The organism is Caulobacter flavus, from assembly GCF_003722335.1.
Classification (GTDB): domain Bacteria; phylum Pseudomonadota; class Alphaproteobacteria; order Caulobacterales; family Caulobacteraceae; genus Caulobacter; species Caulobacter flavus.
The window spans coordinates 5,358,168-5,381,426 of sequence record NZ_CP026100.1 but is presented as its reverse complement, the minus strand read 5'-3'; the positions used below and the strand labels follow the sequence as shown (position 1 = coordinate 5,381,426).

The window sequence follows — 23,259 nt, the reverse complement described above, 5'->3', positions numbered from 1 at the left end:
TTGGGACAGTGGCTGCGTATGAAGCCTAAGAAGCGCCGACCGCTCGACTTTTCCACCCTGCCGGTGGAGACGCCCCGCGACGATGCGGCGCCTGCTTCTGGCCTGCCCGAGTCGGAGCCCTTCGTCGCCGCCGAGCCCGATCCCGACGCGCCGATCAGCGAGCCGGACAACGACCTCGACATCGCCGACCTGCCGGAGGCGGGCTTCCTGGCCGCGCCGCCGCGCGGCGCGCGTCCGCCGTCCTACCAGCCGCCCGAGCCGCAGCCGGAGCCGGCCCCCGAACCGCTGACCTCGGCGATCGCGCCCGAGCCCGCGCCTGAACCCGAGCCCGATCCGGCCGCGCCGGCCGAGCCCGCCGTCGATCCGTCCGAGCCGGTGCTGCGCGAGGACCGCTCCTACGCCCGCCGCTCGTTCTTCCGAGGCTCCACGCCGCCCGAGCCTGAACCCGCCCCGCCGGCGCCCGAGCCCGAGCCGGAACCCGTCGCCGAAGCGCCGCCGCCGCCCGAACCCATGCCCGAATTCGCCCCGCCGCCGGAGCCGCGTCGCCGCACGCGGACGGCCGAGCGCGCGCCGGCCGCCGACGACCTGCCGCCGCTGCCCACCTTCCTGACCGCGCCGGCCGCCGCCCAGCCGCCGGCCCCGCGGCCCGATCCCGAACCGCCGGCCAGGTCCGAGCCGGCCGCGCGTCCGCCCGCCGCCGAGCGTCCGGTCCACGCGCTGTCCGAGACGGCCGAGCGCAAGCCGATGCCGGGCGGCGTCTACTGGAGCCTTGCCGTCTGCGTCGCCGCCCTGTGGGCCGTGGCGCCGGTGATGTTCGCCCTGGGCTACGGCCCGAGCCTGCCGCTGCCGGTGACCATGGCGGTGTTCGCGGCCCTGGCCGCGGGGCCGGCCGCCTTCATCCTGCTGGCCGCCTACATGCTGCGCCAGGCGATGGGCGTCTCGGCCGAGCTGCGCCGCGCGCGCCGGCTGACCGACCAGCTGCTGACCCCCGCCACCCTGGCCGCCGCCGGCGCGACGGGCGTGGTCGACGCCCTCAGCGGCCAGATCGACGCGGCGACCAGCGCCGCCGACGCCGCCCGCGAGCGCATCGTCACCCTGCGCCAGGCCCTGGCCGAAGAGACCGCCCGCTTGGTCGAGGCCGCCGATTCGTCGAGCCGCATGGCCAAGCAGCTGGCCGAGGGCCTGGGTCACGAGCGCACCGCCATGCAGGCGCTGTCGGCCACTCTCGACACCCAGTCCACGGCCGTGGTCGACGCCATCGGCAGCCAGGCCCGCATGGTCGCCGAGGCCTCGGACCTCGCCGAGACCCAACTGCGCGAAGCCGAGGCGGCGCTCGCCGCCCGCGCCGCCGACCTGGCCGCCGCCGCCGCCGAGGCGTCCGACGCGGCTCGCGTCGGGGCCGAGGACCTGTCGCGCCAGATCGCCCGTCTGGAGACCGCCGGCCAGGGTGTCGGCGACCAGATCGGCAGCGTGGAGCGCAGCCTGGCCTCGCAGCGCGCCGCCCTGGTGGCCGCCGCCCAGGCCCTGCGCGCCGACCAGGAGGACTTCTCCTCCGAGACCGAGACCCGCACCGCCCAGCTGACCGAGTTCGTGGCCTACACCCGCGTCGGCGCCTCCGAGCTCGGCGACATCGCCGCCATGGGCGCCGAGGTGCTGCGAGGCCTGATCGTCTCTTCCGGTGATCAACTGCGCGAGATGGCCGAGGCCGCCCGCGCCGAGCGCGAGGCCCTGGCCGCCGAAACGCAAGGCGCGCTGGCGCGGCTGGAGGCCGCCGCCGTCGACCGTCGCGCCGACCTCGAGGGCGAGCTGACCCGCGCCATGAACGCCATCACCGACGCCGCCCAGCGGGCCGGCGAGGGCGTCGAACTGCGCGTAGAGACCGCGCGCGGCCGCGTCGACCAGCTGAACGAGATCGCCTTCTCGGCCGGCCAGAAGGCCGACGCCGTGTTCGAGTCGCGCATGCAGGAAGCCCGCGACCTGATCGAGAACTCGGCCCAGGTGGTCGAGCAGGCCGGCGCCCGCACCGCCCAGAAGCTGGCCGAAAGCGTCGAGACGGCCCGCAGCGCCATCGCCGAGATGGAGCGCCTGCTGGTCGAGGCCGGCCAGAGCAGCGCCGCCCTGCCGGGCGAGGCCCTGGCCCGCGCCGCCGAGGTCCGCGCCCAGATCGAGAAGGGCATCGACGACCTGCGCGCCGCCGCCCGCCGCACCGCCGAGGAGACGGCGGCCATCGACCAGGCCTTCCAGGACCGCGTTCGCCGCAACTACGAGATGCTGAGCGAGGCGGTCACCCAGATGAACGCGGCCGCCGCCCAGACCCCCAGCTTCGCGGCGCCGCCGCAGAGCCGCGGGGCCTCGGCCCTGGTGCGCCCGCCGCAACCGGCGCCCCAACCGGCCCCGCAGCCCGCGCCGCAACCGGCTCCGCCGCCCCAGCAGCGCCAGGCGCCTCCGCCGCCGCCGGTTCAGCCCGCGCCGCAGCCGCCGCGCGCCCAGACCCCGCCGCCGCAGCCCTATCCCGGCGACGACTTCGCGCCGCTGGAGCCGCCGCCGCGCCAGCGCCTGAAGCTGACCCCGACGGCCACCGACGACGAGTTCCGCACCATGTTCGACGCCGCCGGCGGCCGTGGCGCGGCTCCGGCCCCGCCCGAACCCGTCCAGGACGAGGGCGGCTGGAGCTGGAAGAACCTGCTGGGCGACATGCAGGCCAGCTCGCCGGGCGACGCGGCCCTGGGCGAGAAGCTGGCCGGCGAGATCCTGGCCATGGGCATCGATCCGTCGGCGCTGCTGCCGCGCGGCCGCATCGACGAGATCGCCGCCGCCATCCAGACCCACGACGAGACAGGCGCCCGGGAGGTGGTCAAGAAGCTGGCCCCGGCCGCGATCCGCCGCCTGGTGCGTCGCCTGTTCTCCGACGCCACCCTGAAGGCCAACGCCGAGCGCTTCGTGCGCCGCTACGCCGGCATGGTGGGCGAGGCCGCCCAGCAGGACCGCGAGGGCTTCCTGGTGGCGGCCCTGCTGGCCTCGGAAGCCGGCCGCGCCTATCTGCTGCTCGACGCGGCGGCCAGCGACCTGGCCTGATCTCGTGCTGAAGCGCGCCTTCGACTTCGCCGCGTCGGCGGCGGGCCTCGCCGTGCTGGCCCTGCCGCTGGCCGTAGTGGCGGTGCTGGTGCGCGCCACCTCGCCGGGACCGGCGGTCTACTGGTCGCAGCGTGTGGGGCGGGGCAACCGGCTCTTCTCGATGCCCAAGTTCCGCACCATGCGGATCGATACCCCCGAGGTCGCCACCCACCTGCTGGACGACCCGCACCGCTGGCTGACCCCGGTCGGACCGTTCCTGCGCAAGACCAGCCTCGACGAGCTGCCTCAGCTGTGGAGCGTGCTGGTCGGCCACATGAGCCTGGTGGGGCCTCGCCCGGCGCTGTTCAATCAGGACGACCTCGTCGCCGCCCGCACCGCCGCCGGCGTCCACATGCTGCGTCCCGGCGTCACCGGTTGGGCCCAGATCAACGGCCGCGACGAACTGGCCATTCCGGAGAAGGTGGCGCTCGACGCCGAGTATCTGGCGAAGGCCTCGTTCCTGTTCGACCTGAAGATCCTGCTGGGCACCGTCGCGCCCGTGGTGCTGGGCAAGGGCGTAAGGGCCTAGAGGCGGAACGTCGCCGTGTACGGAGCGTTGGCTCGGGGCATCAACACGGAGACACGCCATGAAGCGGATCGCCCTGACCGCCGTCGCCTTCGCCCTGGCGGGCGGCGCGGCCTTCGCCCAGTCGACCATCGCCCGCGACGAGGCCTTGAGCGCCAAGGGCAGCTTCACCGTCGGTCAGATCGAGGACGCCGACGTCATCGACTCGGCCAACAGGAAGGCCGGCGAGGTGGAGCACGTGCTGCTGGACGCCGCCGGCAAGCCGACCGCCGTGGTCATCGAGATCGACCGTGTCGGTCCCGACAAGAAGGTCGTGGTGGCGTTGGCCGACGTCTCGGTCGCGCCCGAGCCGGGCGATCCTAACGACTATCTGGTGCGCACCAAGCTGACCAAGGACCAATTGGCCAATCTGCCGGACTGGAAGCCGTAAGGTCGTCACGACCCGTAAGATCCCCGCGAAAGCGGGGGTCTTACGGCTCTGGGTCAGACGCGTTCGCCGTAGGCCTTCTCGACCGCCGCCACGAACCGCGCGTCGCCCGCCAGTTCCGCCGGGAACACCGCCTCGACCGCCAGGAAGGCCGCGACGTCGCCCTTCACGTCGCCCGGCAGGGCCTGGACCACGGCCAGCAGGCGGTCGGCCAGAGGGTCGGTGACGGCCGCGCCCTCGGCGGCGCGCGTCTTGAGGAAGTGGAACCAGGCGGCGATCGGCACGGCCAGGCGCTCGACGCTACGGCCGGCTTCCAGCGTGTCCTTCACCGTGCCGAGGATACGGAACGGCAGCTTCTGCGAGCCGTCCCAGGCGATCTGGCTCAGCAGGTGACGGATCTCTGGATTGCGGAAACGGTCGAGGATGGCCTCGGCGTAGGCGGCAAGGTCCAGACCGCGCGGCGCGGTCAGGGTCGGGATGATGTCCTGCGCCATCAGGTCGCGGGCCAGGGCCTCCAGGGCGGGGTCGTTCACGGCCTCGAACACCGTCTCGTGGCCCTTCAGCAGGCCGGCATAGGCCAGGGTCGAGTGCACCCCGTTCAGCAGGCGCAGCTTGGCTCGCTCGAAACCGCGCACGTCGTCGGTGAGCGTCACGCCGACCGAGCCCAGATCGGGGGCGTTGGCGCCCAGCACGTCCTCGACCACCCACTGGGTGAAGGCCTCGCGCTGGATCGGCCAGGCGTCGAAGAGGCCAGTGGCCGCCTGCACGCGGGCGCGCAGGGCGTCGTCGGTGGCGGGGGTGATGCTGTCGACCATGGTGCGCGGGAAGGCGGCGTTCTGCTCGATCCACGAGGCCAGGGCCGGATCGAGCGCTTCCGCAAAGGCCACCGTTGCCGCCTTCAGCCGCCAGCCGTTGTCGGCGAGGTTGTCGCAGGCCGCCACGGCATAGGGCGGCAGGCCGGCAGCGAAGCGTCGGCGCAGGCCCTCGACGATGTAGCCCACCGCGCTGACCGGACGGCCGGGCGAGGCCAGGTCGTGGACGATGTCGGGGTGGGCGGTGTCCAGCTTGCCCTCGCCGGTCAGGGTGTAGCCCTTCTCGGTGACGGTCAGGGTGACGAGGCGGGTTTGCGGCGCGGCCAGTCGGGCGAACACGGCCTCGGGGTCTTCCGGCGCGACCAGCACTTCGATGATCGAGCCGATGACCCGGAAGCTGGTCTCATGATCCAGCTGGGCCAGGGTGTAGAGCCCGTCCTGCGGCGAGAGGGCGTCGCGCACGCCAGGGCTCTTCAGCGAGACGGCGCAGATCCCCCAGCGCGGATCGCTGGCCAGCAGCTGGTCGAAATAGAAGGCCTGGTGGGCGCGGTGAAAAGCTCCGGGACCGAAGTGGACCACGCCGATCTCCACCTTGTCGCGGTCGTAGGCCGGCAGGGCCACGCCGGGTAGGGCGGCCGGGAAGCTGGTGGCCGAGAGGCGCAGGGCCTGGCTGGCGGCGGCGGTGTCGGTGGTCACGGAGGCGCCTCGATAATGGTCCGGCGGGTCTTGAGGCCCGCCCGAGCGCCTAGATGAGCCAGGAAGACACCGGTGGCAATGGTGGTTTCGCAAACACTTTCCGCGACGGCACCCGAGGGGCGGAGAAACCCGCTTCGCGTTATAATTTTCACATAAAACCGATGCGTGCATCGCCACCCTGGCTGGGTAGGGGAAGAGCATGCGTACGATTCTGACGATTTTGGCGGTGCTGGGTCTGGGCGCCTGCGCCCGGGTCGAGGCCGGCACGCCGGCGGCCCAGCGCGAGGCGGTGACCAGGGCCTGCCTGGACGGAAAGCTGGCGGTGTTCGGGCTGAAACTCGACCGGGTGGGCTGCGCCTGCGCCTCCAACCTCCTGCAGGCCCAGCTGTCGCCGGCGGCGATGACGGCGCTGGAGGACCACGCGCGCGGCCGCTCTGACGGCTTCGACGCGGCGCGCGCCGGTCTGTCGGGCGAAGAGAAGCTGATGCTGGATCCGGGACGTCCGGCGGGCGCGCCCGACCTGCGCAAGGCGGCGGCCGACTGCCTCTGAGCGGCGGCCAACCATCTCGAGACAACAAGGGGGAGACGATGCAGACCAAGCGCTATTTCGCCAGCCGGCGAGACTTCCTGGCCGCGGGCGGCTTTCTGGCGGCCAGCGCCGCCCTCGCGCCGCAGGCGGCCATGGCGCTGTCGCCGCGCCTGGGCGCCCTGCCGCCGACGCCCGCCCCGGGCGGCCCGTCCGACGCCCGCTGGGCGCAATTGGCCAAGGTGCTTTCGGGCCGGGTGCTGCGCCTGGGCGACGCCGACTACCAGGTGATCGCCCTGCCCAACAACCTGCGCTACGCCCACACCCTGCCGCAGGGCGTGGCCCGCTGCGCCTCGGCCGACGAGGTGGGCTTTGCCGTCCGCTGGGCGCGCGAGAACAAGATCCGGCCGATCATCCGCGGCGGCGGCCACTCCTACGCCGGCTATTCGGTCACCGACGGCCTGCTGATCGAAACCAGCCTGATCAACCACGCCGTCTACGACAGGACGACCGGCGTCGCCCGGTTCGGGGCCGGCGCCCGCAACCGCGACCTCTACCGCCTGCTGCGGGCCAACGACCGGGCCGTGACCCACGGCCGATGCCCGTCGGTGGGCGCGGCCGGCTTCCTGCTGGGCGGCGGCATCGGCTTCAACATGCGCGCCCACGGCATGGCCTGCGACCAGCTGGTCGAGAGCAAGATCGTGCTGGCCGACGGTTCCCAGCGCCGCCTCCTGGCCAAGTCTCCCGATCGCCTGGACGCCGACCTGTTCTGGGCCAGCCAGGGCGGCGGCGGCGGCAATTTCGGCGTCAGCACCGAGTTCGCCCTCAAGACCTTCGACGTGAAGAACAAGGTCGTCACCGTGTTCGACCTCAGCTGGAGCCGCACGCCCGAGATCCGCCCGAAGGTCTCGGTCGAGGCGCTGGGCGCCATGCTGATGGAGGCGCTGGACGCCGCCCCCGGCAAGCTGGGCTCGCGGGTGTCGTTCGGGGCGATCACGCCGCTGCAGTACAAGGCCGGCTACGACGTGCCGATCAGCGTGCTGGGCCAGTACGACGGCCCGCGCGACGAGCTGCTGAAGATCCTCAAGCCGGTGCTCGACGCGGCCCAGCCGACCGGCGGGGCGGGCGTCAACGAACTGCCTTACTGGGCGGCGCAGGACTTCCTGCACGAGGACGGCTTCGCCACCTTCTACCAGGAGCGCTCGGGCTTCGTGAACAATCCGAAGTTCGGGCTGGAGGACCTGGCCCTGGGCTTCAGGCGCCTGCGCCAGTGGCCCGGGGTCAACGGCTACTGCGACCTGCGCTTCTTCCAGACCGGCGGGGCGATCAACGCGCCCAAGCCCGCCGACACCGCCTTCGTCCACCGCGACAGTCGCTGGCTGATGGTGGTGGGCCTCTACTGGAGCGAGGGCGACAGCCACAACAAGATCCTGCTGGACTCCAACCGGGCCTGGCAGGACGATTTCTACAACGCCATGTGGCCGCGCGCCGGAGGCGGCGCCTACCAGAACTTCGCCGACCCCTCGCTGTCGAACGACCCGACCAGGGCCGACTACTTCGCCACGGCCTATTACGGCGGCAACCTGGACCGGCTGAAGGCCGTCAAGGCCAAGGCCGACCCGGACCGGGTGTTCAACTTCAACCAGGCGATCCCCAGGCCTTAGGGCCGCTCCGGCGGACGCGGTCGTTCAGGCCGCGTCCAGGCCGATGTCGAGCACCGGCGCCGAGTGGGTGAGGGCGCCGACGCTGATCACGTCGACCCCGGTCTCGGCGATGGCGCGTACGCTGGTCAGGTTTACCCCGCCCGAGGCCTCCAGCACCGCCCGGCCCTTGGCCAGGGCGACGGCGGTCTTCAGGTCGTCGAGGCTGAAATTGTCGAGCATGACGACGTCGGGGCCGTGCTTCAGCGCGTCTTCCAGCTGGTCCAGGCCGTCGACCTCGACCTCGACCTTGACCAGATGTCCGGCGAAGGCGCGGGCGCGGCGGACGGCTTCCCCCACGCCGCCGCATGCGGCGACATGGTTGTCCTTGATCAGGATGGCGTCGTCGAGGCCGAAGCGGTGATTGACCCCGCCGCCGCACCGTACGGCGTACTTTTCCAGGGCGCGCAGGCCCGGCGTGGTCTTGCGGGTGTCGACGACGGTCGCCCCCGTGCCCTCGACCAGGCGCACATAAGCCCGCGTGAGGGTGGCGATGCCCGACAGCCGGCCCAGGAGGTTGAGGCCAGTGCGCTCGGCCGCCAGCACGGCGCGCGCATTGCCCTCGGCGCGCGCCAGCACGGTGCCTGGCGCCGCGTCCGCGCCGTCGGGCGTGACGACCTCGAAGCTGGCGGTCGGGTCGAGGGCGGCGAGCGCCAGGCGGGCGCAGGCCAGGCCCGCGACCCGGCCGTCCTGGCGGCTGGCGAACACCACCGAAAGCCGGGCGTCGGGCTCGATGCAGGCCAGGCCGGTGATGTCGCCGGCCCGGCCCAGATCCTCGGCCAGGGACAGATCGACGATGGGGCGGACGAGAAGGTCGGGCAGCGGCTCGATACGGGGCAGGACGGTCAAGATACGCTCTTCAAGGCAATGTCGGCGTCGGAGGCGAACAGCGGCGAGACGCTGTCGTCGGCGGTAAGGGTCAGGCGTTCGGTCCAATCGCCGTCGAACGGGCGACGGAAGACGTGGAGATTGGCGTGCTTGACGTCGATCACCCAATATTCGGCGATCCCGGCGGCGGCGTAGGAGCGGCTCTTGGAGCCCAGATCGCGCTTGAGGGTGGCGAGCGAGGACTCGATGACCAGGAAGACTTGGTCGGGGCGGAGAAAGAACGCTTCGGCGTCGCGGGCGATCACAGCGCCGTCGGGGTCGAAGGCGGAGGTTTCCGAAACGCGGACGGTTCCGCCGTTGAGCACTTCGTAGCGCTCTGTGAGGTCCAGGCGGGCAAGGGCCAGATTGAGCGCCAGCGACAGGCGCGCGGCGGCGCGCGCATGGGGCATCGACTCCGAAGACATCCGCACCAGCCTCCCGTCTTCGAGTTCTACGCGGGTCGCATCGTCGCGATCGAAGACACCGGCCCGGACCATGGTCTCCAGGTCGTCGACGGTCAGTAGGAACTCGGTCACGCCGTGCTCGGCCATGCTTTCGGCCGACCGGTCGAACGGGCTGCCAGATGGACCGAAGGTCGTGCTCATGGTCGCGTCTCCGTTCGCCTTACGTACCACTATTCGGCGGCGTGGCGCAAACCGGCGGGCAGGGCGTCGAGGGTGACGAAGGTGCGGATCGGCTCGGCCTTTTCGGGAAAGTCGGCGCGATAGTGACCGCCCCGGCTTTCCTGGCGGGCCAGGGCGGCGTCGACGATCAGGCGGGCGGCGACCAGGGGCGGGCAGGGACCGTGCGCGGCTTCCAGCGTCGCCACTTCGTCCTGCAGGCGGCCAAGGCCCTCGGCGTCGCGAATGACGCCGGCGTCGCGGCTCATGGCGCGGCGCAGGGCCTGGAACGCGGCGTCCGGCAGGTCGGGCAAGGGGACCAGCGACACCGGCTCGCCGCCGGTCTCGACCTCGGTGGCGGCCGCGCGGCCGGCGCGGGCGCCGAACACGGCCGCTTCCAGCAGGCTGTTGGAGGCCAGGCGATTGGCGCCCTGCACGCCGGTGGAGGCGCATTCGCCGGCGGCGTAGAGACCCGGCAGGCTGGCGCGGCCGTCCAGGTCGGTGGCCACCCCGCCCATGTGGTAGTGCACGGCGGGCGTCACGGGGATCATCTCGCGGCGCGGGTCGACGCCCGCGCTCTGGCAGGCCTCGAACACGGCCGGAAACTCGTGCGGGAAGTGGGCGCCAACCGCCGTGGTGGCGTCGAGGAAGGCGCCGCGGCCGGCGGCGCGCTCGGCGTGGATGGCGCGGGCCACCACGTCGCGCGGCGCCAGCTCCTTGGCCGGGTGGTAGTCGGCCATGAAGGCGCGGCCGTCCGTATTGCGCAGGATCGAGCCTTCGCCGCGCAGGGCCTCGGTGGCCAGGGGGGCGGGGTCCCTGCCGATGTCGATGGCCGTGGGGTGGAACTGCACGAACTCGGGGTCGGCGATCTCGGCGCTGGCCAGGGCGGCCAGGCCCAGGCCCTCGCCGCGCACCTGGGCGGGCGTGGTGGTGACGGCGTAGAGGCCGCCGACGCCGCCGGTGGCCAGGATCACCGCACGGCCGCGAACCTCGACGAGGTCGCCGGCGATCTCCGCCAGCACGCCCACCACGCGGCCGGTCTGGTCCTGCAGCAGGCGGCGGGCGCGGGCGTTTTCGCGGACCTCGATGGTCGGGGTCGCACGCACCGCGGCCACGACGGCGGCCATGATCGCCGCCCCGGCCCCGTCGCCGCCGACGCGGGCGACGCGGGCCTTGGAGTGGGCGGCTTCCAGGCTGAGCACGAAGTCGCCGACAACCTGTCCTTCCAGGGGAGGCTTGCGATCGAACGGCGCGCCCAGGGCGGCCAGGTCGCGGACGGCGGCGGGACCCTCGCGGGTCAGCAGCGCCACGGCCTCGCCGTCGCACAGGCCCGCGCCCGCGGCGATGGTGTCGGCGGCATGCAGCGACGGGGTGTCGTCGCCGGCGAGGGCGGCGGCGAGCCCCCCTTGCGCCCAGGCGCTGGAACAGCCGGTCGCCAGCGGCGTCGGCGACAGCACCAGCGCCGTCTTGGCCGCGAGCGCCGCGCTGAGGCCGGCGAGGCCCGCCCCGAGGATGACGGGGCCGTCGAAGTCTACGCGTTCGATCATCTCGCACTCCACTCCCTTCCCCCTCGATGGGGGAAGGGCCGGGGATGGGGGTGAACGCGGTGGTTCAGCCATCCGAGGAAGACGAAGGGAATAGGGAGAGGCGGATCGTCCGCATCACCCCCAATCCCAACCCTTCCCCCATCGAGGGGGAAGGGCTTCTAAATCAGCTCCACGTCCACGTGGTGGCGCGCCTTGACGAGGTCGTAGCGGGCGGGCGCGGCGGGCGGGGGCAGGTCGATCATTCGCTGCACGGCCTGGCGGGCGCGATCCAGGACATCGGCGTCGACCGTGACCTCGTACTGCTCGTGCACCAGGGCGTCATAGATGTTCTGCAGCGTGATCCGCTTCATGTGCGGGCACATGTTGCAGGGGCCGATGAACTGGGTTCCCGGGCTTTCGGCCTGGACGTTGCTGGCCATCGAGCATTCGGTGATCAGCACCACCTGCGCGGGCTTGCGCGCGGCGACGTAGTCGTTCATCGCCGCGGTCGAGCCGGCGAAGTCCGAGGCCTCGAGAATCTCGGCCGGGCATTCGGGGTGGGCCAGCACCTCGGCGCCGGGCCAGGCCGCGCGCATGTCGGCGATGTCCTGGGCGGTGAAGCGCTTGTGCACCTCGCAGTGGCCGGCCCAGGCGATGATCTTGACGTCCGTCTGGCGAGCGACGTTGCGGGCCAGGAACTCGTCGGGGATCAGGATGACCTTGTCGGTCCCCCATTCCCTGGCGGCCCACTCGACCACCTGCACGGCGTTGGCGCTGGTGCAGCAGATGTCGGTCTCGGCCTTCACGTCGGCGGTGGTGTTGACGTAGGTGACCACCGGCACGCCCGGATGGCGCTGCTTGATCAGCCGCACGTCGGCGCCCGTGATCGACGAAGCCAGGCTGCAGCCGGCCTTCAGGTCGGGGATCAGAATCTTCTTTTCGGGGCTCAGGACCTTGCTGGTCTCGGCCATGAAGTGCACGCCGGCCTGGACGATGATCTTGGCGTCCGACTTCGCGGCTTCCTTGGCCAGGGCCAGGCTGTCGCCCACGAAGTCGCCCACGCCGTGGAAGATGTCCGGCGTCATGTAGTTGTGGGCCAGAATGGCGGCGTTCTTCTCGCGCTTGATCCGGTTGATCTCCGAGATCAGCGGCGCGTGCAGACGCCATTCCATCGGGGTGACGTGGTGCTTGACCTTGTCCCAGACGGCGGCGGTTTCCGCCTCGACGTCGGCGGTGAAGGCGAGGGGCGCGAAACCGTCGGCCATGTCGTCCTCTCTTATGCTCAAAGTGAGCATTTCCTGGGCCTCAAAAAACGCCGGGCAAAGGTTGCGGCTCCGTCCGGCGTCGCGGCTTATGCTGAAAGTGAGCATAAGGGGCTATCCACATATAGCTGCTCGTTCCCCGAATGCAAAGCATGCGGACGAAAAATCCCGCCGAGACGCGCAAAAGCCTTCCCGGACGTCCAAGGGCCGATCAATGCGGGCGGCGGGTCTCGAAGGCCTGGTCTATGGCCCGCACCAGGGCGTCCAGCGCATAGGGCTTGCGCAGGAGGGGCCATGGCGCGGCGCGGGCTTCCGCCAGTTCCTGGCCGGTGTAGCCGGAACTGAGCAGGATCGGCAGCTCGGGCCGCTCGGCCGACAGGATGGCGGCCAGGTCGACGCCGCTCTTGTCGCCCGGCATCATCACGTCGGTGACCAGCAGGCCAAGGTCGGGATGGGCGCGGGCCACGCTGAGCGCCTCGTCGGCGTCGCCGGCCCGCCGCACGTTGTGGCCCAGCTCGATCAGCATGGCCTCGACCAGGTCGCCGACCTCAACGTCGTCCTCGGCCAGCAGCACCTCGACGCCCGGACGCGGGGCGGGCGGCGCGACCGGCGCCTCCTGCAGGATCGCGCCCTCGTGGCTGGCCGGCAGCAGCATCGACACCGTCGCGCCCTGGCCCGGCTTGGAGGCGATCTCGACCTCGCCGCCGCTCTGGCGCACGAAGCCGTAGACCTGCGACAGGCCAAGGCCCGTGCCCTTGCCCGAAGCCTTGGTGGTGAAGAACGGCTCGAAGGCGCGGGCGACGGTGTCGGCGTCCATGCCCTTGCCCTCGTCGCGCACCGAGACGCGCAGGTAGGCCCCTGGCTTCAGTTCGCCGCGCGGCTTGTCGAGGGTTTCGGGGCCTGACTCCACGACGATCGTTCCGCCCGGCGGGCTGGCGTCTCGGGCGTTGACCACCAGGTTCAGCAGGGCCGCCTCGAACTGGCCGGCGTCGATCCGCGCCGTGCGGGTGCCAGAGCCCAGGCTGAGCTTCAGCGGCAGCACCTCGCCCACGGCGCGGCGCAGCAGGGCCTCGCTCTCGGCGATCAGGCGGTCGACGCGGCAGATTTCGGGATTGAGCGGCTGGCGGCGGGCGAAGGCCAGCAGGTGCTGGGTCAGTTTCTCGCCGCGACGGGCGGCCGTCATCGCCGCGTCGATCATCTTGTCGCGTCGGCGCTCGTCGTCCGGATGGCGCTGCACCGCATCCAGGGCCCCGATGACCACCGTCAGCAGGTTGTTGAAGTCGTGCGCCACCCCGCCGGTCAGCTGGCCGATGGCCTCCATCTTCTGGGCCTGGCTGAGCGCGGCCTGGGCCAGGTCGCGCTCGGCCACGGCGGCGTCGACCTTGTCGGCCAGCTGTTCGTTCATGCCGGTCAGCTTGGCTTCGGCGTCCTTGGCGTCGGTGACGTCGAAGGCGATGCCGATGAAGCCCGCGAAGCTCCCGCCGGGGCCGTAGCGCGGCTGCGAGAACGACTTGAGCCATCGCCACCGCCCGTCGGGCCGGCGATAGCGCGCCTCCAGGCTGAACGGCCTGCGCGAGGCCTCGCCGGCGATCTGGGCCTTGAGGATGGCGGGCAGATCCTCGGGATGGATGCGGGTGCGCCAGTCCAGGGTCAGGGCGTCGCGGTAGTCCGCGCCGGCGAAGTCCACATAGGCGGCGTTGACGAACTCGCGCGCGCCGCCCAGGCCGGTGATCCACATCAGCGCCGGGGCGCTGTCGGCCAGGGCGCGGAAGCGGGCCTCGCTCTCGCGCAGGCCTTCCTCGGCCTGGCGGCGCTTGGTGACCTCGAAGTTGACGCCCAGCACGCGGACGGCCCGCCCCGAAGCGTCGCGCTCGATCCGGCCCAGGCCATGGATCCAGCGCTCGCCGTCCGGGCCGTCGACCAGCCGGTACTCCACCTCGTAGAGCGGGCCGCTCTTGATCGCCCGCTTGATCTCGGCCTGCACCCTCCCGCGGTCCTCGGGATGCACGGCGGCGGCCACCTGCTCGAACGCCAGCGGGCCTTCCAGCGGCAGCCGCAGGTTCCGCCGGGCCGCCGGAGACAGAAGCAGGGCGCCGGTGGTCACGTCCCATTCCCAGGGGCCGACGCCGGCGGCGGCCTGGGTCACGTCCAGCCGCGTCTCGGCGTCCTGCTGGCGTCGGCGCGCCTCGGCCAGGCCGACGACCGCCTCGCGCAGGCCGTGGGCCACGGCCGTCGTCGCCGTCGCCGAGACGAGGTACAGCACCATCGAGGCCGTCTGGGCCTCGCTCAGCGTGTCGGCGTAGCGCCCGGCCCACAGCCACCAGCCCAGGGCGGCCCCGCTGGCGACCGGCACCAGGCCCCAACGCCAGCCGGCGTACAGCGTCACCAGCACCATGGCCGGGAAGAAGGCCTGGGTCGCGCCCAGCGTCTGGTCGGGTCCGAGCAGGGCGAAGCGCATGGCCAGCGCCGCCAGCGTGGCCACGACCGCGGCCAGCGCCGCCCGCCAGAAGGGGGGAGGAACCTCTGGTATAAGCCATGCGCTTAGCAGGGCGGACGCCGCGCGACGCGGCGCCGGCGTGGGGGCGAGCGGATCGTTTTTGTTCATTCTTGCTCCGCGCTCATGAGCAGGCTTGCCAAGAGCATGGACACGCTTACCTAGGACACGCAACACGGGAGATCATGAATGGCGACCGCTCCGAACATCGGCATCTCGGCCAAGCAACGCGCAGACATCGCGCAGGGACTGAACAAGGTCCTGGCCGACAGCTATGCGCTCTACCTCAAGACGCACGGCTACCACTGGAATGTTCGCGGGCCCTACTTCCAGTCCCTGCATATCCTGCTGGAAGGCCAATACAACGAAGAGTGGGCCGCTCTCGACCTGATCGCCGAGCGCATTCGCGCCCTGGGCGAGCTGGCGCCGCAGGGCTACGCCGCCTTCGGCAACCTCTCCAGCATCAAGGACGGCGACGGCGAGAAGGACTGGGAATCCATGATCAAGGAGCTCCTGGCCGACAACGAGACGGTCATCGCCACCCTGCGCGGCGCCATCGAGGCTCCGGACGAGGCGGGCGACGAGGCCACCGTCGACCTCTACACCCAGCGCTTGGCGGCCCACGAAAAGCACGCCTGGATGCTGCGCTCGACCCTGAGCAAGTAATCCGACCGCCCCGCGTGCCGTCGATGAGGCGACATCCGGGCAAGAAGGCCGCCGCGGCGCTGATCGCCGTCGGCGGCCTTTCTGCGTGCGCCACCGCCTACCACCTGCCGCGCCAGCACGGCCGCGCGGCCGGGGTGGCGCGGCAGGCCGGCGCGCTCTCCGACGCGGGCCTGGCGCGCTACGTCGCCGACATGGACCTGGCGATGCTGGCCCTGGCCCGCCGCCACGACCCGCGTCCGCGCAAGGACTACTGGGGGCGGGTGAAAGGCTGGGAGGTGATCGACATCGCCACCATCCCGGTGCTCGGCGACGGCGCGCCCGGCTTCGAGGACGCGCGGCTGATCAACGCCTATCGGCCGCCCGCGCCCCTGCCGATCGAGGCGGCCCGGCCCTTCGTGCTCAAGACCTCGGGCGAGGAGCGGGCCCGGGCTCTGCACTGCCTGACCCAGGCGGTCTATTTCGAGGCCGGCTTCGAGGCCCCCGAGGGCCAGCAGGCCGTCGCCCAGACCGTGCTCAACCGCCTGCGCCACCCGGGCTATCCCAAGTCGATCTGCGGGGTGATCTACGAGGGCTCGCTGCGCAGCACCGGCTGCCAGTTCAGCTTCACCTGCGACGGCTCGCTGGAGAAGACCGTCGTCCCGACGATCTGGGACCGCGCCCAGGCCGTGGCCCGTCGGGCGCTGTCGGGTTTCGTGATGAAGGACGTAGGCGTGGCCACCCACTACCACGCCGACTACGTGGCCCCGTACTGGGCGCCGACCCTGGTCAAGCTGCGCCAGGTGGGCACGCACATCTTCTATCGCTGGACGGGGCCGTCGGGCACGCTGGCGGCCTTCAAGGGCCGCTACGCCGGCGGCGAGACGAAGATCTCGGCCGACACGCTGATGGGCGCCGATCCGCGCACGCTCGAGGCCGCACCGCCGGCCGTCCTGGCCCAGAGCCTGGCCCAGACCCTGGGCGGCCCCGCGCCGACCGCCGCCCTGAAGGACGCCAAGCTGGTGGTCATCCCCGACGCCGCGGCCCCCGGCGGCGAGCGGATCAAGGTCGAGGGCAGCGTCGCGGGCCGCCGCATCGCCACCCCCGAAGAGATCGCCCGCATCAACAAGGCCCTGGAAGTCCTGCCCGAGGTCCAGGCCGAAGCCGCCGCCAGGCCCGCGCCACCGCCGCCGGTGGTCGCGGAGCCTCCGCCGCCGCCCAAGCCCAAACCCCGCCCGCCGACCCTGCTGAACCCGCTCTAGGGTTTTCGCCCTCTGAGGGGGCAGGAAAGCGAACCTGAAGATCCTCCCCCTCTGGGGGAGGTGGCCCGAAGGGCCGGAGGGGGGACGTTTTCAGCTTCCGAGACGCCGGCCGATTCCGCACCAACTCCCCCCACCGATCGCTACGCGATCGCCTCCCCCACAGGGGGAGGTTCCTGGCTCCCGTGGCCCGAAAGGGCCGGAGGGGGGCCGCCGCCGGGCGGCTGCGCCAACAAAAAAGCCGCCCCTTCCGGAGCGGCTTCTTCGTCGGTTCAACAAGCCAAGCCTACCAGGCGCCGATCTCGTTGGCCTCGGCGTGGCTGATCGGGTGGTGGGCCTTCTTGTGATCTTCCTCGGCCAGGAACCGCACCGCCTCCAGGGCGGCCATGCAGCCCATGCCGGCGGCGGTGACGGCCTGGCGGTAGACGTCGTCGGTGACGTCGCCGGCGGCGTAGACGCCTTCGATCGCGGTCGAGGCGGTGCCCGGCTTGACCTTCAGGTAGCCGCCCGGGCCGGTTTCCAGCTGGCCCTTGAACAGCTCCGACGACGGCGCGTGGCCGATGGCGATGAACACGCCGTCGGTCTTCAGCTCGGTGGTCGCGCCGGTCTTGACGTTCTTAAGGCGCACGCCGGTGACGCCGGCCGGATCGCTGTCGCCAAGAACCTCGTCGATGACGCTGTCCCAGACCACCTCGACCTTGGGGTGGGCCAGCAGGCGCTCCTGCAGGATCTTTTCGGCCCGCAGCTCGTCCTTGCGGTGCACCAGGGTCACCTTGCTGGCAAAGCTGGTCAGGAACAGGGCTTCCTCGACGGCGGTGTTGCCGCCGCCGACCACCACGACGTCCTTGTTGCGGTAGAAGAAGCCGTCGCAGGTGGCGCAGGCGCTGACGCCAAAGCCCTGGAACTTGCTTTCGCTCTCCAGGCCCAGCCACTTGGCCTGGGCGCCGGTGGCGATGATGATCGTCTCGGCGATCCAGTCCTGGCCGCTGTCGGTCTTGACCACGAACGGGCGCTTGCTGAGATCGACCGACATCACGATGTCGCTGACGAACTCGGTGCCCACGTGCTCGGCCTGTGCGCGCATCTGGTCCATCAGCCAGGGACCCTGGATGACGTCGGCGAAGCCCGGATAGTTCTCGACGTCGGTCGTGATGGTCAGCTGGCCGCCCGGCTGGATGCCGGCGATGAGCACGGGCTTGAGCAGCGCGCGGGCGGCGTAGATGGCGGCGGTGTAGCCGGCGGGGCCCGAACCGATGATCAGGCAGCGCGTCTGGCGGGGAGCGGTGGTGGACATGGCGGATATCTAGGCGCGATTCCGCTCCTGCGCTACATTGCACGCCATGAACCCGTTGCTGGAACGCATCACGATCGAACCCGGCAAGGCCGGAGGTCGTCCCTGCATCCGCGGTCTGCGCGTGCGGGTGCAGGATATTCTGGAAATGCTGGCGGCCGGCATGACGACCGCCGAGGTGCTCCAGGAGTATCGCTATCTCGAAGCCGACGACGTTCGCGCGGCGCTGGCCTACGCCGCCGCCGCCGTCGCCGACACCGCCGTCGTCGCCGCTTGAAGCTGCTGGTCGACGCCCAGCTGCCGCCTATCCTGGCCGAATGGCTGCGGGATCGTGGGCTGGCGGCGACGCATCTTGGCGAGCTGGGGCTCTTGGCGGCGTCCGACGGCGAAATCTGGGACCTGGCGGTGCGCGAAGGCTATGTACTCGTCACCAAGGACCGCGATTTCGTCGAATGGTCGCGACATCGAACGCCTAGAGCGCGAGTGCTTTGGGTCAGGTTCGGCAACATGCGTCGCGATGTGTTGCTGGCGCGCATGGAGGGAGCTCTGGACGATCTTCGCCAGGCTCTCGAAGGAGACGCGGCCGTCGTCGAGATCGGCCGTTGAGCTTACAGGGGAACCCATGAAGGGCGGATTGAACATCGGGATCGGCGTCGGGACGGCGATCGGAGTCGCGCTGGGCCTGGCGCTCGACAACCTGGCGATCGGCATCGGGGTGGGCATCGCCATCGGCGGGGGTCTGGGCACGGCGCTGCAGGTGGCCAAGCCCTCCGAGGCCAAGGCGGGCGGCAAGAGGGGCGACGGCGGCGACAGCGGCTCGACCCACTATTCCGACACCTCGTCTTCGTCCTCCTCGTCGGACTGCGGCTCGTCCTCGGATGGCGGAAGCTGCGGGGGCGACGGCGGGGGTGGCGGCGGCGATTGACGCCTCGTCCACGATTTCAGGGTTAATAGGGGACAAACCGCATGAGTTTCCGCCCATGACCGCTTCGCCCGAAATCGAAATCGCCGGCCGCAAGATCGGCGCGGACCATCCGCCCTACGTGATCTGCGAGCTGTCGGGGAACCACAACGGCAGCCTCGACCGCTGCCTTGAGATGGTCGACGCCGCCGCCGACACTGGCTGTGACGCGATCAAGATCCAGACCTACACCGCTGACACCATCACGCTCGACGTCGACCGGCCCGAGTTCAAGATCCATGGCGGTCTGTGGGACGGGCGCAGCCTGTACGAGCTGTACGAAGAGGCCCACACCCCGTTCGAGTGGCACGCGGCGATCTTCGAGCGGGCCCGCAAGCGCGGCGTGACCATCTTCTCCAGCCCGTTCGACGAGACGGCGGTCGACCTGCTGGCCGGGCTGGACGCCCCCGCCTACAAGATCGCCTCGTTCGAGGCCGTCGACCTGCCGCTGATCCGCTACGCGGCCGCGCAGGGAAAGCCGCTGATCATCTCGACCGGCATGGCCAACCTCGCCGAGATCGAGACGGCCCGGAACACCGCCCTGGAAGCCGGCGCGCCGGGCGTGCTGCTGCTGCACTGCGTCTCCAGCTATCCGGCCACCTTCGCCGACGCCAACGTCCGCACGGTGGCCGACATGGCCGCCCGCTTCGGCTGCCCGATCGGCCTGTCGGACCACACGCCGGGCACGGCCGCCTCGGTTGCGGCCGTGTCGGTCGGCGCCTGCGCAGTCGAGAAGCACTTCACCCTGGCCCGCGCCGACGGCGGCCCCGACGCCGCCTTCAGCCTGGAGCCGGCCGAGTTCAAGGCCCTGGTCGACGACACGAGGAACGCCTGGGCGTCGCTGGGCCGCGCGCACTACGACGTGCTGGGCGCCGAGCAGGGCAGCCTGCTGTTCCGCCGCTCGCTCTACGTCACCGCCGACGTGCCGGCCGGCGCGGTCCTGACCCGCGACAACGTCCGCTCGGTGCGCCCGGGCAACGGCCTGCCGCCGGCCGATCTGGACAAGGTCCTGGGCCGCCCGGCCGCCCGCGCCCTGACCCGTGGCGAGCCGCTGGCCTGGGACATGGTTGGCGGCTAGGCGGCCACCAGCGCCTTCAGGCCGTCCCAGCCGACGTTCATCAGGGCGTCGACGAAGCCCATGTAGGGCGTGAACTCGGGGCGTCCCTGCGGATACTCCGACAGGGCGCAGGCCTTGAAGCGGACGGGGAGGCCGGCGGCGGCGAACACCCCGTCCTCTTCCATGTAGTCGGCCGATCCGGTCGGCGAGACGTATTCGGTCGCCTCCACCGCGCGGCAGATGGCCAGCAGGTGCTCGGACCGCACGCCGGTCGCGGCGAGGCCCGAGGCGCGGACGAACTGCGTATTGATGCCAATCCGCTCGGCCGCCGTCTGGGCCATGCCGCAGGTCAGGTCGGCCAGGGCGCCGTCGGGCTCGCGGGCCAGCTGTTCGGACACGAAGGCGAAGCCCTCGACGAAGAACGGCCGCTTGCCGTAGGCATGGCGCATGGCGGCCAGGTGCTTGTCGCGCCAGGGCTGGCCGTCGTCGATGCGGATGGCGTGGATCGGCGTGTCGCGGTCGTGCTTCCTGACCGGAACCGTCAGCATCAGCTCGCCCTGGGCGGTGAGGATCCGGTTGCGCGACTGCCAGGAGCGGCGGGCGAACTGGACGTCGTCCAGGAAGACGAAGACGTCGCTGGCCGCCATCAGCTGGAAATAGCCGAGATACGGCAGATAGGTCGGCTGCATGATCGCCGCCGTTCTCGGGGGCGAGGCCTGGCTCATCCGGTTAGGGCCATGCCGCCGGCGGCGGGCGCGTTCCGGGCCTGGGCCAGGGCGGCGTCGACCTCGGCCAGTTTGGCGCTCTTGCCGTAGGGCTCCCAGGCGCCGCAGACGAACGACGCGCCGAAGCGCTCGGCCAGCTTCCGGCGCAGCGCGCCCAGGCCGGCGATGGCGTCGCGCGAATGGTAGATCCAGCGCGGCTGGGCGCCGGAGGAAAGCAGGGCGCCGGTCTTCAGCGAGCCGAAGCCCGACAGCAGGCCGCGGATCTCGCCGGGCAGGGCGCGAAGGTCGGCCTCGCGCACGCACTCGGCCACCACCAGGGTCTTGCCGCCGCTCTCGTACAGATAGGCGCGGAAGCAGTCGCCCTTGGCCGTGAAGTTCTGGACGTAGACCGGGCAGGGGCCGTCGAAGTCGGCTTCGAAGACGTAGGTGAAGAAGCTCTTCTTCACCAGCGACGGGGTCGAAAGGCCCAGGGGCTTGAACAGCGGCGTGGGATTGGCGGCCCAGACCACCGTGTCGCCCTCGGCGTGCTCGGCCATCACCTGGCGGGGCGAGATCAGGCTTTCGAACCGGATCTGCACGCCCAGGTCCTGCAGCGACCGGCGGCAGGTCCCGAACAGGGCCGTGAAGCCGCCGGCCGGCAGGCTGGCGGTGACGTTGGCCGTGCGGCCCGACAGGCCGCGGGGCACGCCGTAAAGCTCGTCCGCCCACGGATTGGAAGCCTTCAGGGCGATCAGCGCCGGAGTCTCGGCGCCGGCGGGGTAGACGCGATTGACGGCCAGCGGAATGGCCGCGTCGCCGTGCAAGGCGGCCAGATCGGCGCCCAGGTGCCAGCGGCAGTACTCGGCCAGGGTCTCGGCGATCGGCGAAGGATAGGCGGCGATGCGGTCGGCCAGGCTGTCGCCAGCCGGCCGGGCGATCCGCAGGCTGGCGCAGTCGACGGCGGGACCGCCGAAGTCCCAGGTGAAGACGCGCTTGCCCGCGCCGTCCAGGCTGAGCGAGCCGAAGCGGTTGTCGAAGGTCTCGAAGACAGCGCCGTGGCTCTTCAGGCGCTCGACCAGGGCGTCGCCTTCCGGGCCGAAATAGACGCAGCCGTCGCGCATCTCCGCGCCGTTCACGACCTTGGGCCGGGCCACGCCGCCCAGGGCGTCGAAACGCTCGTGCAGCTCGATGTCGCGCCAGCCCAGGCGGTGCGCCTCGAAGGCGGCCATGATCCCGGTCAGGCCGCCGCCGACGATGCGGATGCGGCCGCTCACGAGGCGGCGCCCCAGACCACCAGGTCGCTGTTGCGCGGCACGCGGACGCCAGCCTGCAGGTTGTCGAAGCTGACGCGGAACACGTCGGGCTGCGCAAGACCCAGCTCGTCGCGCAGGCGGTTCACCAGGCTTGCCTCGGTGTAGAACAGGTTGAACAGGCCCTCTTCGCCGGTCTCGGGCGTGGCCAGGCGGAAGCCGTCGGGCTCCTCGGCGACGCCCCGGCCGTAGCGGTAGTCGTCGACCAGGCGGGTGCGGACGAAGACTTCGGCGTTCGGGGCCAGCTTCTCGCGCACGGCGGTCAGCACCCGGTGGGCCTGGGCGTTGGTCAGGTAGCAGAGGAGGTTCGGGATCAGCAGGACGTCGATCGGCCCGTCGATCCCGTCGGGCAGGCCCAGCGACAGGTCGGCCTGGATCAGGGTCGCGGCCTCGCCGAGGTTCCAGCGGGCGTCTTCCAGCGCAGCGGCCGAATAGTCGACATTGGTCAGGGTCCAGCCATAGGCGGCGTACAGCGACAGGTTGTTGCCCGTACCGCCGCCCAGCTCGACCACCTTGCCGGCGCGCTGGTGCAGGCCGCGCTTGAAGAAGTGGCGGGCGATGAACTCGTCGGGGTACTTCAGACCCCGGATGTCCGGCAGGGCGCGCATGTCCGTCCGCCCCCGAACCGGAGGCCCCTCAAAGCTGGCGCGAACCGGTGGAGCGGTCGCGCGTGCAGCCTGGGCCCGCTTTGCCGAATACTTTGTTAACCCTGTCCTTAAGGAATGCGGCGCGATTGTCGCACCCTGGCCTAGGCGCGCCGATCGCCGCCGTAGTTCAGCAGGTCCTCGCGGCCGCGCACGAAGGCGCGCACGTCGTCCGAGGTGAAGGCTCGGTCGGCCGGATAGAGCGCGTCGTAGACCGTCGCGACGAAGGCGTAGTCGTCCGGGCGATCGACGGTCCAGCGCACTTCCCCTTCGCCGGGGGCGTCGGACAGCCACGAGATCTTCCAGCGGTCGGGATGGTTCCAGACGTCCCAGGTGACGTGTTCGCGGGCCTCGGGGCTGTCGGCCTGCGCGGCGGCGCGGCGCAGACCGGCGGCGGTGATCACCTCGACGTCGAGCCCCTTGGGATAGGCCGCGCCGTCCGGGCTGTTGCTGGTGTAGTCGGCGCCGGAGGCCAGATGCAGGTCGATGGTCGCGTCGATCACCGTGGGATCGGCCAGCGGGCAGTCGGCCGTCAGGCGCACCACGTGGTCGGCGGGGTGGGCGTCCAGCGCGCCGACGAAGCGTTCGAGCACGTTGTTCAGCGGACCACGATGCACCGCGATTCCGTCCCGGCGCACGGCCGCCTCGATGGCGTCGTCCAGGGGATCGGTGCTGGTGGCCACCACCAGCCTGTCGATGCGGCGCGAGCGGGCGACGCGTTCGATCTGGCGGATGATCATCGGCGCGCGGACGATCGGCATCAGCACCTTGCCCGGCAGGCGGGTCGAGCTCATGCGGGCTTGCAGGACGGCGAGGATCAT

The 23,259-nt window shown here is 71.4% G+C and carries 22 protein-coding genes; 11 read left to right on the top strand and 11 right to left on the bottom strand.

All coding sequences use genetic code 11. The features are described from left to right. Positions 1 to 18 precede the first annotated feature (18 nt). The 3 genes from C1707_RS24585 to C1707_RS24575 are packed head-to-tail and all read left to right on the top strand — an operon-like array spanning position 19 to position 4,070. Positions 19 to 3,075: a coiled-coil domain-containing protein gene (locus C1707_RS24585; protein ID WP_123170805.1), complete on the top strand. Its 3,057-nt coding sequence runs from the start codon at positions 19 to 21 to the stop codon at positions 3,073 to 3,075. Between the two features lie 7 nt (positions 3,076 to 3,082). Next, a complete protein-coding gene (locus C1707_RS24580; protein ID WP_101713475.1) occupies positions 3,083 to 3,643 on the top strand; it encodes a sugar transferase in 561 nt (186 codons plus the stop codon). A gap of 58 nt (positions 3,644 to 3,701) precedes the next feature. Then, on the top strand, positions 3,702 to 4,070 hold the full coding sequence (locus C1707_RS24575) for a PRC-barrel domain-containing protein (RefSeq protein ID WP_180896926.1): 369 nt from the start codon (positions 3,702 to 3,704) through the stop codon (positions 4,068 to 4,070). Between the two features lie 53 nt (positions 4,071 to 4,123). On the opposite strand, the gene C1707_RS24570 is transcribed toward C1707_RS24575, so the two are convergent. After that, a complete protein-coding gene (locus C1707_RS24570; protein WP_164467455.1) occupies positions 4,124 to 5,575 on the bottom strand; it encodes a mannitol dehydrogenase family protein in 1,452 nt (483 codons plus the stop codon). 199 nt (positions 5,576 to 5,774) lie between these two features. On the opposite strand from C1707_RS24570, the gene C1707_RS24565 reads away from it, so the two are divergent. Together C1707_RS24565 and C1707_RS24560 are read left to right on the top strand one after the other, a co-directional pair. Further along, on the top strand, positions 5,775 to 6,125 hold the full coding sequence (locus C1707_RS24565) for a hypothetical protein (protein ID WP_145998383.1): 351 nt from the start codon (positions 5,775 to 5,777) through the stop codon (positions 6,123 to 6,125). 38 nt (positions 6,126 to 6,163) lie between these two features. Then, entirely contained in the window at positions 6,164 to 7,765 is a 1,602-nt protein-coding gene (locus C1707_RS24560; RefSeq protein WP_101713351.1) for an FAD-binding oxidoreductase, read from the top strand. Between the two features lie 24 nt (positions 7,766 to 7,789). Here C1707_RS24560 and nadC read toward each other — a convergent pair whose 3' ends face one another. From nadC to C1707_RS24535, 5 genes are all read right to left on the bottom strand, one after another. Then, positions 7,790 to 8,632, bottom strand: a complete 843-nt coding sequence (nadC, locus tag C1707_RS24555) for a carboxylating nicotinate-nucleotide diphosphorylase (protein ID WP_101713472.1) — start codon at positions 8,630 to 8,632, stop codon at positions 7,790 to 7,792. A gap of 14 nt (positions 8,633 to 8,646) precedes the next feature. Beyond that, a complete protein-coding gene (locus C1707_RS24550; protein ID WP_164467454.1) occupies positions 8,647 to 9,219 on the bottom strand; it encodes a Uma2 family endonuclease in 573 nt (190 codons plus the stop codon). 83 nt (positions 9,220 to 9,302) lie between these two features. Further along, positions 9,303 to 10,835 carry an L-aspartate oxidase gene (locus C1707_RS24545; protein ID WP_101713349.1) on the bottom strand — a complete coding sequence of 511 codons (1,533 nt, stop codon included), beginning with the start codon at positions 10,833 to 10,835 and terminating at the stop codon, positions 9,303 to 9,305. 158 nt (positions 10,836 to 10,993) lie between these two features. Then, positions 10,994 to 12,079, bottom strand: a complete 1,086-nt coding sequence (gene nadA, locus C1707_RS24540; RefSeq protein ID WP_164467453.1) for a quinolinate synthase NadA — start codon at positions 12,077 to 12,079, stop codon at positions 10,994 to 10,996. A 208-nt stretch (positions 12,080 to 12,287) separates the two neighbouring features. Beyond that, the gene (locus tag C1707_RS24535; protein WP_338032067.1) at positions 12,288 to 14,558 is read right to left on the bottom strand and encodes a hybrid sensor histidine kinase/response regulator; all 2,271 of its coding nucleotides are present in this window, start codon (positions 14,556 to 14,558) and stop codon (positions 12,288 to 12,290) included. 201 nt (positions 14,559 to 14,759) lie between these two features. On the opposite strand from C1707_RS24535, the gene C1707_RS24530 reads away from it, so the two are divergent. Together C1707_RS24530 and C1707_RS24525 are read left to right on the top strand one after the other, a co-directional pair. Then, positions 14,760 to 15,236: a Dps family protein gene (locus tag C1707_RS24530; RefSeq protein WP_101713346.1), complete on the top strand. Its 477-nt coding sequence runs from the start codon at positions 14,760 to 14,762 to the stop codon at positions 15,234 to 15,236. A 23-nt stretch (positions 15,237 to 15,259) separates the two neighbouring features. Beyond that, on the top strand, positions 15,260 to 16,474 hold the full coding sequence (locus C1707_RS24525) for a cell wall hydrolase (protein WP_101713345.1): 1,215 nt from the start codon (positions 15,260 to 15,262) through the stop codon (positions 16,472 to 16,474). A 283-nt stretch (positions 16,475 to 16,757) separates the two neighbouring features. Here the strand turns inward: C1707_RS24525 and trxB are convergent, their stop codons facing one another. Next, a complete protein-coding gene (gene trxB / locus C1707_RS24520; protein WP_101713344.1) occupies positions 16,758 to 17,765 on the bottom strand; it encodes a thioredoxin-disulfide reductase in 1,008 nt (335 codons plus the stop codon). Positions 17,766 to 17,811: 46 nt separating this feature from the next. On the opposite strand from trxB, the gene C1707_RS24515 reads away from it, so the two are divergent. From C1707_RS24515 to pseI, 4 genes are read left to right on the top strand one after another with little or no spacing between them, the layout of a single operon-like run. Continuing rightward, a complete protein-coding gene (locus C1707_RS24515) occupies positions 17,812 to 18,039 on the top strand; it encodes a DUF433 domain-containing protein (protein ID WP_101713343.1) in 228 nt (75 codons plus the stop codon). Next, a complete protein-coding gene (locus tag C1707_RS26360; protein WP_145998381.1) occupies positions 18,036 to 18,368 on the top strand; it encodes a DUF5615 family PIN-like protein in 333 nt (110 codons plus the stop codon). The genes C1707_RS24515 and C1707_RS26360 overlap by 4 nt, the downstream gene beginning before the upstream one ends. A gap of 16 nt (positions 18,369 to 18,384) precedes the next feature. Further along, positions 18,385 to 18,687, top strand: a complete 303-nt coding sequence (locus tag C1707_RS24505; protein ID WP_101713341.1) for a hypothetical protein — start codon at positions 18,385 to 18,387, stop codon at positions 18,685 to 18,687. 55 nt (positions 18,688 to 18,742) lie between these two features. After that, positions 18,743 to 19,801, top strand: a complete 1,059-nt coding sequence (pseI, locus tag C1707_RS24500) for a pseudaminic acid synthase (protein WP_101713340.1) — start codon at positions 18,743 to 18,745, stop codon at positions 19,799 to 19,801. Here pseI and C1707_RS24495 read toward each other — a convergent pair. From C1707_RS24495 to C1707_RS24480, 4 genes are all read right to left on the bottom strand, one after another. After that, the gene (locus C1707_RS24495) at positions 19,798 to 20,505 is read right to left on the bottom strand and encodes a WbqC family protein (RefSeq protein ID WP_101713339.1); all 708 of its coding nucleotides are present in this window, start codon (positions 20,503 to 20,505) and stop codon (positions 19,798 to 19,800) included. The two genes, pseI and C1707_RS24495, sit on opposite strands and share 4 nt — an antisense overlap. Then, positions 20,502 to 21,758: a flagellin modification protein FlmF gene (locus tag C1707_RS24490; protein WP_101713338.1), complete on the bottom strand. Its 1,257-nt coding sequence runs from the start codon at positions 21,756 to 21,758 to the stop codon at positions 20,502 to 20,504. Before C1707_RS24490 ends, C1707_RS24495 begins: the two co-directional genes overlap by 4 nt. After that, a complete protein-coding gene (locus C1707_RS24485; RefSeq protein WP_101713337.1) occupies positions 21,755 to 22,402 on the bottom strand; it encodes a class I SAM-dependent methyltransferase in 648 nt (215 codons plus the stop codon). The genes C1707_RS24490 and C1707_RS24485 overlap by 4 nt, the downstream gene beginning before the upstream one ends. A gap of 140 nt (positions 22,403 to 22,542) precedes the next feature. Beyond that, a complete protein-coding gene (locus C1707_RS24480; protein ID WP_101713336.1) occupies positions 22,543 to 23,259 on the bottom strand; it encodes a cytidylyltransferase domain-containing protein in 717 nt (238 codons plus the stop codon).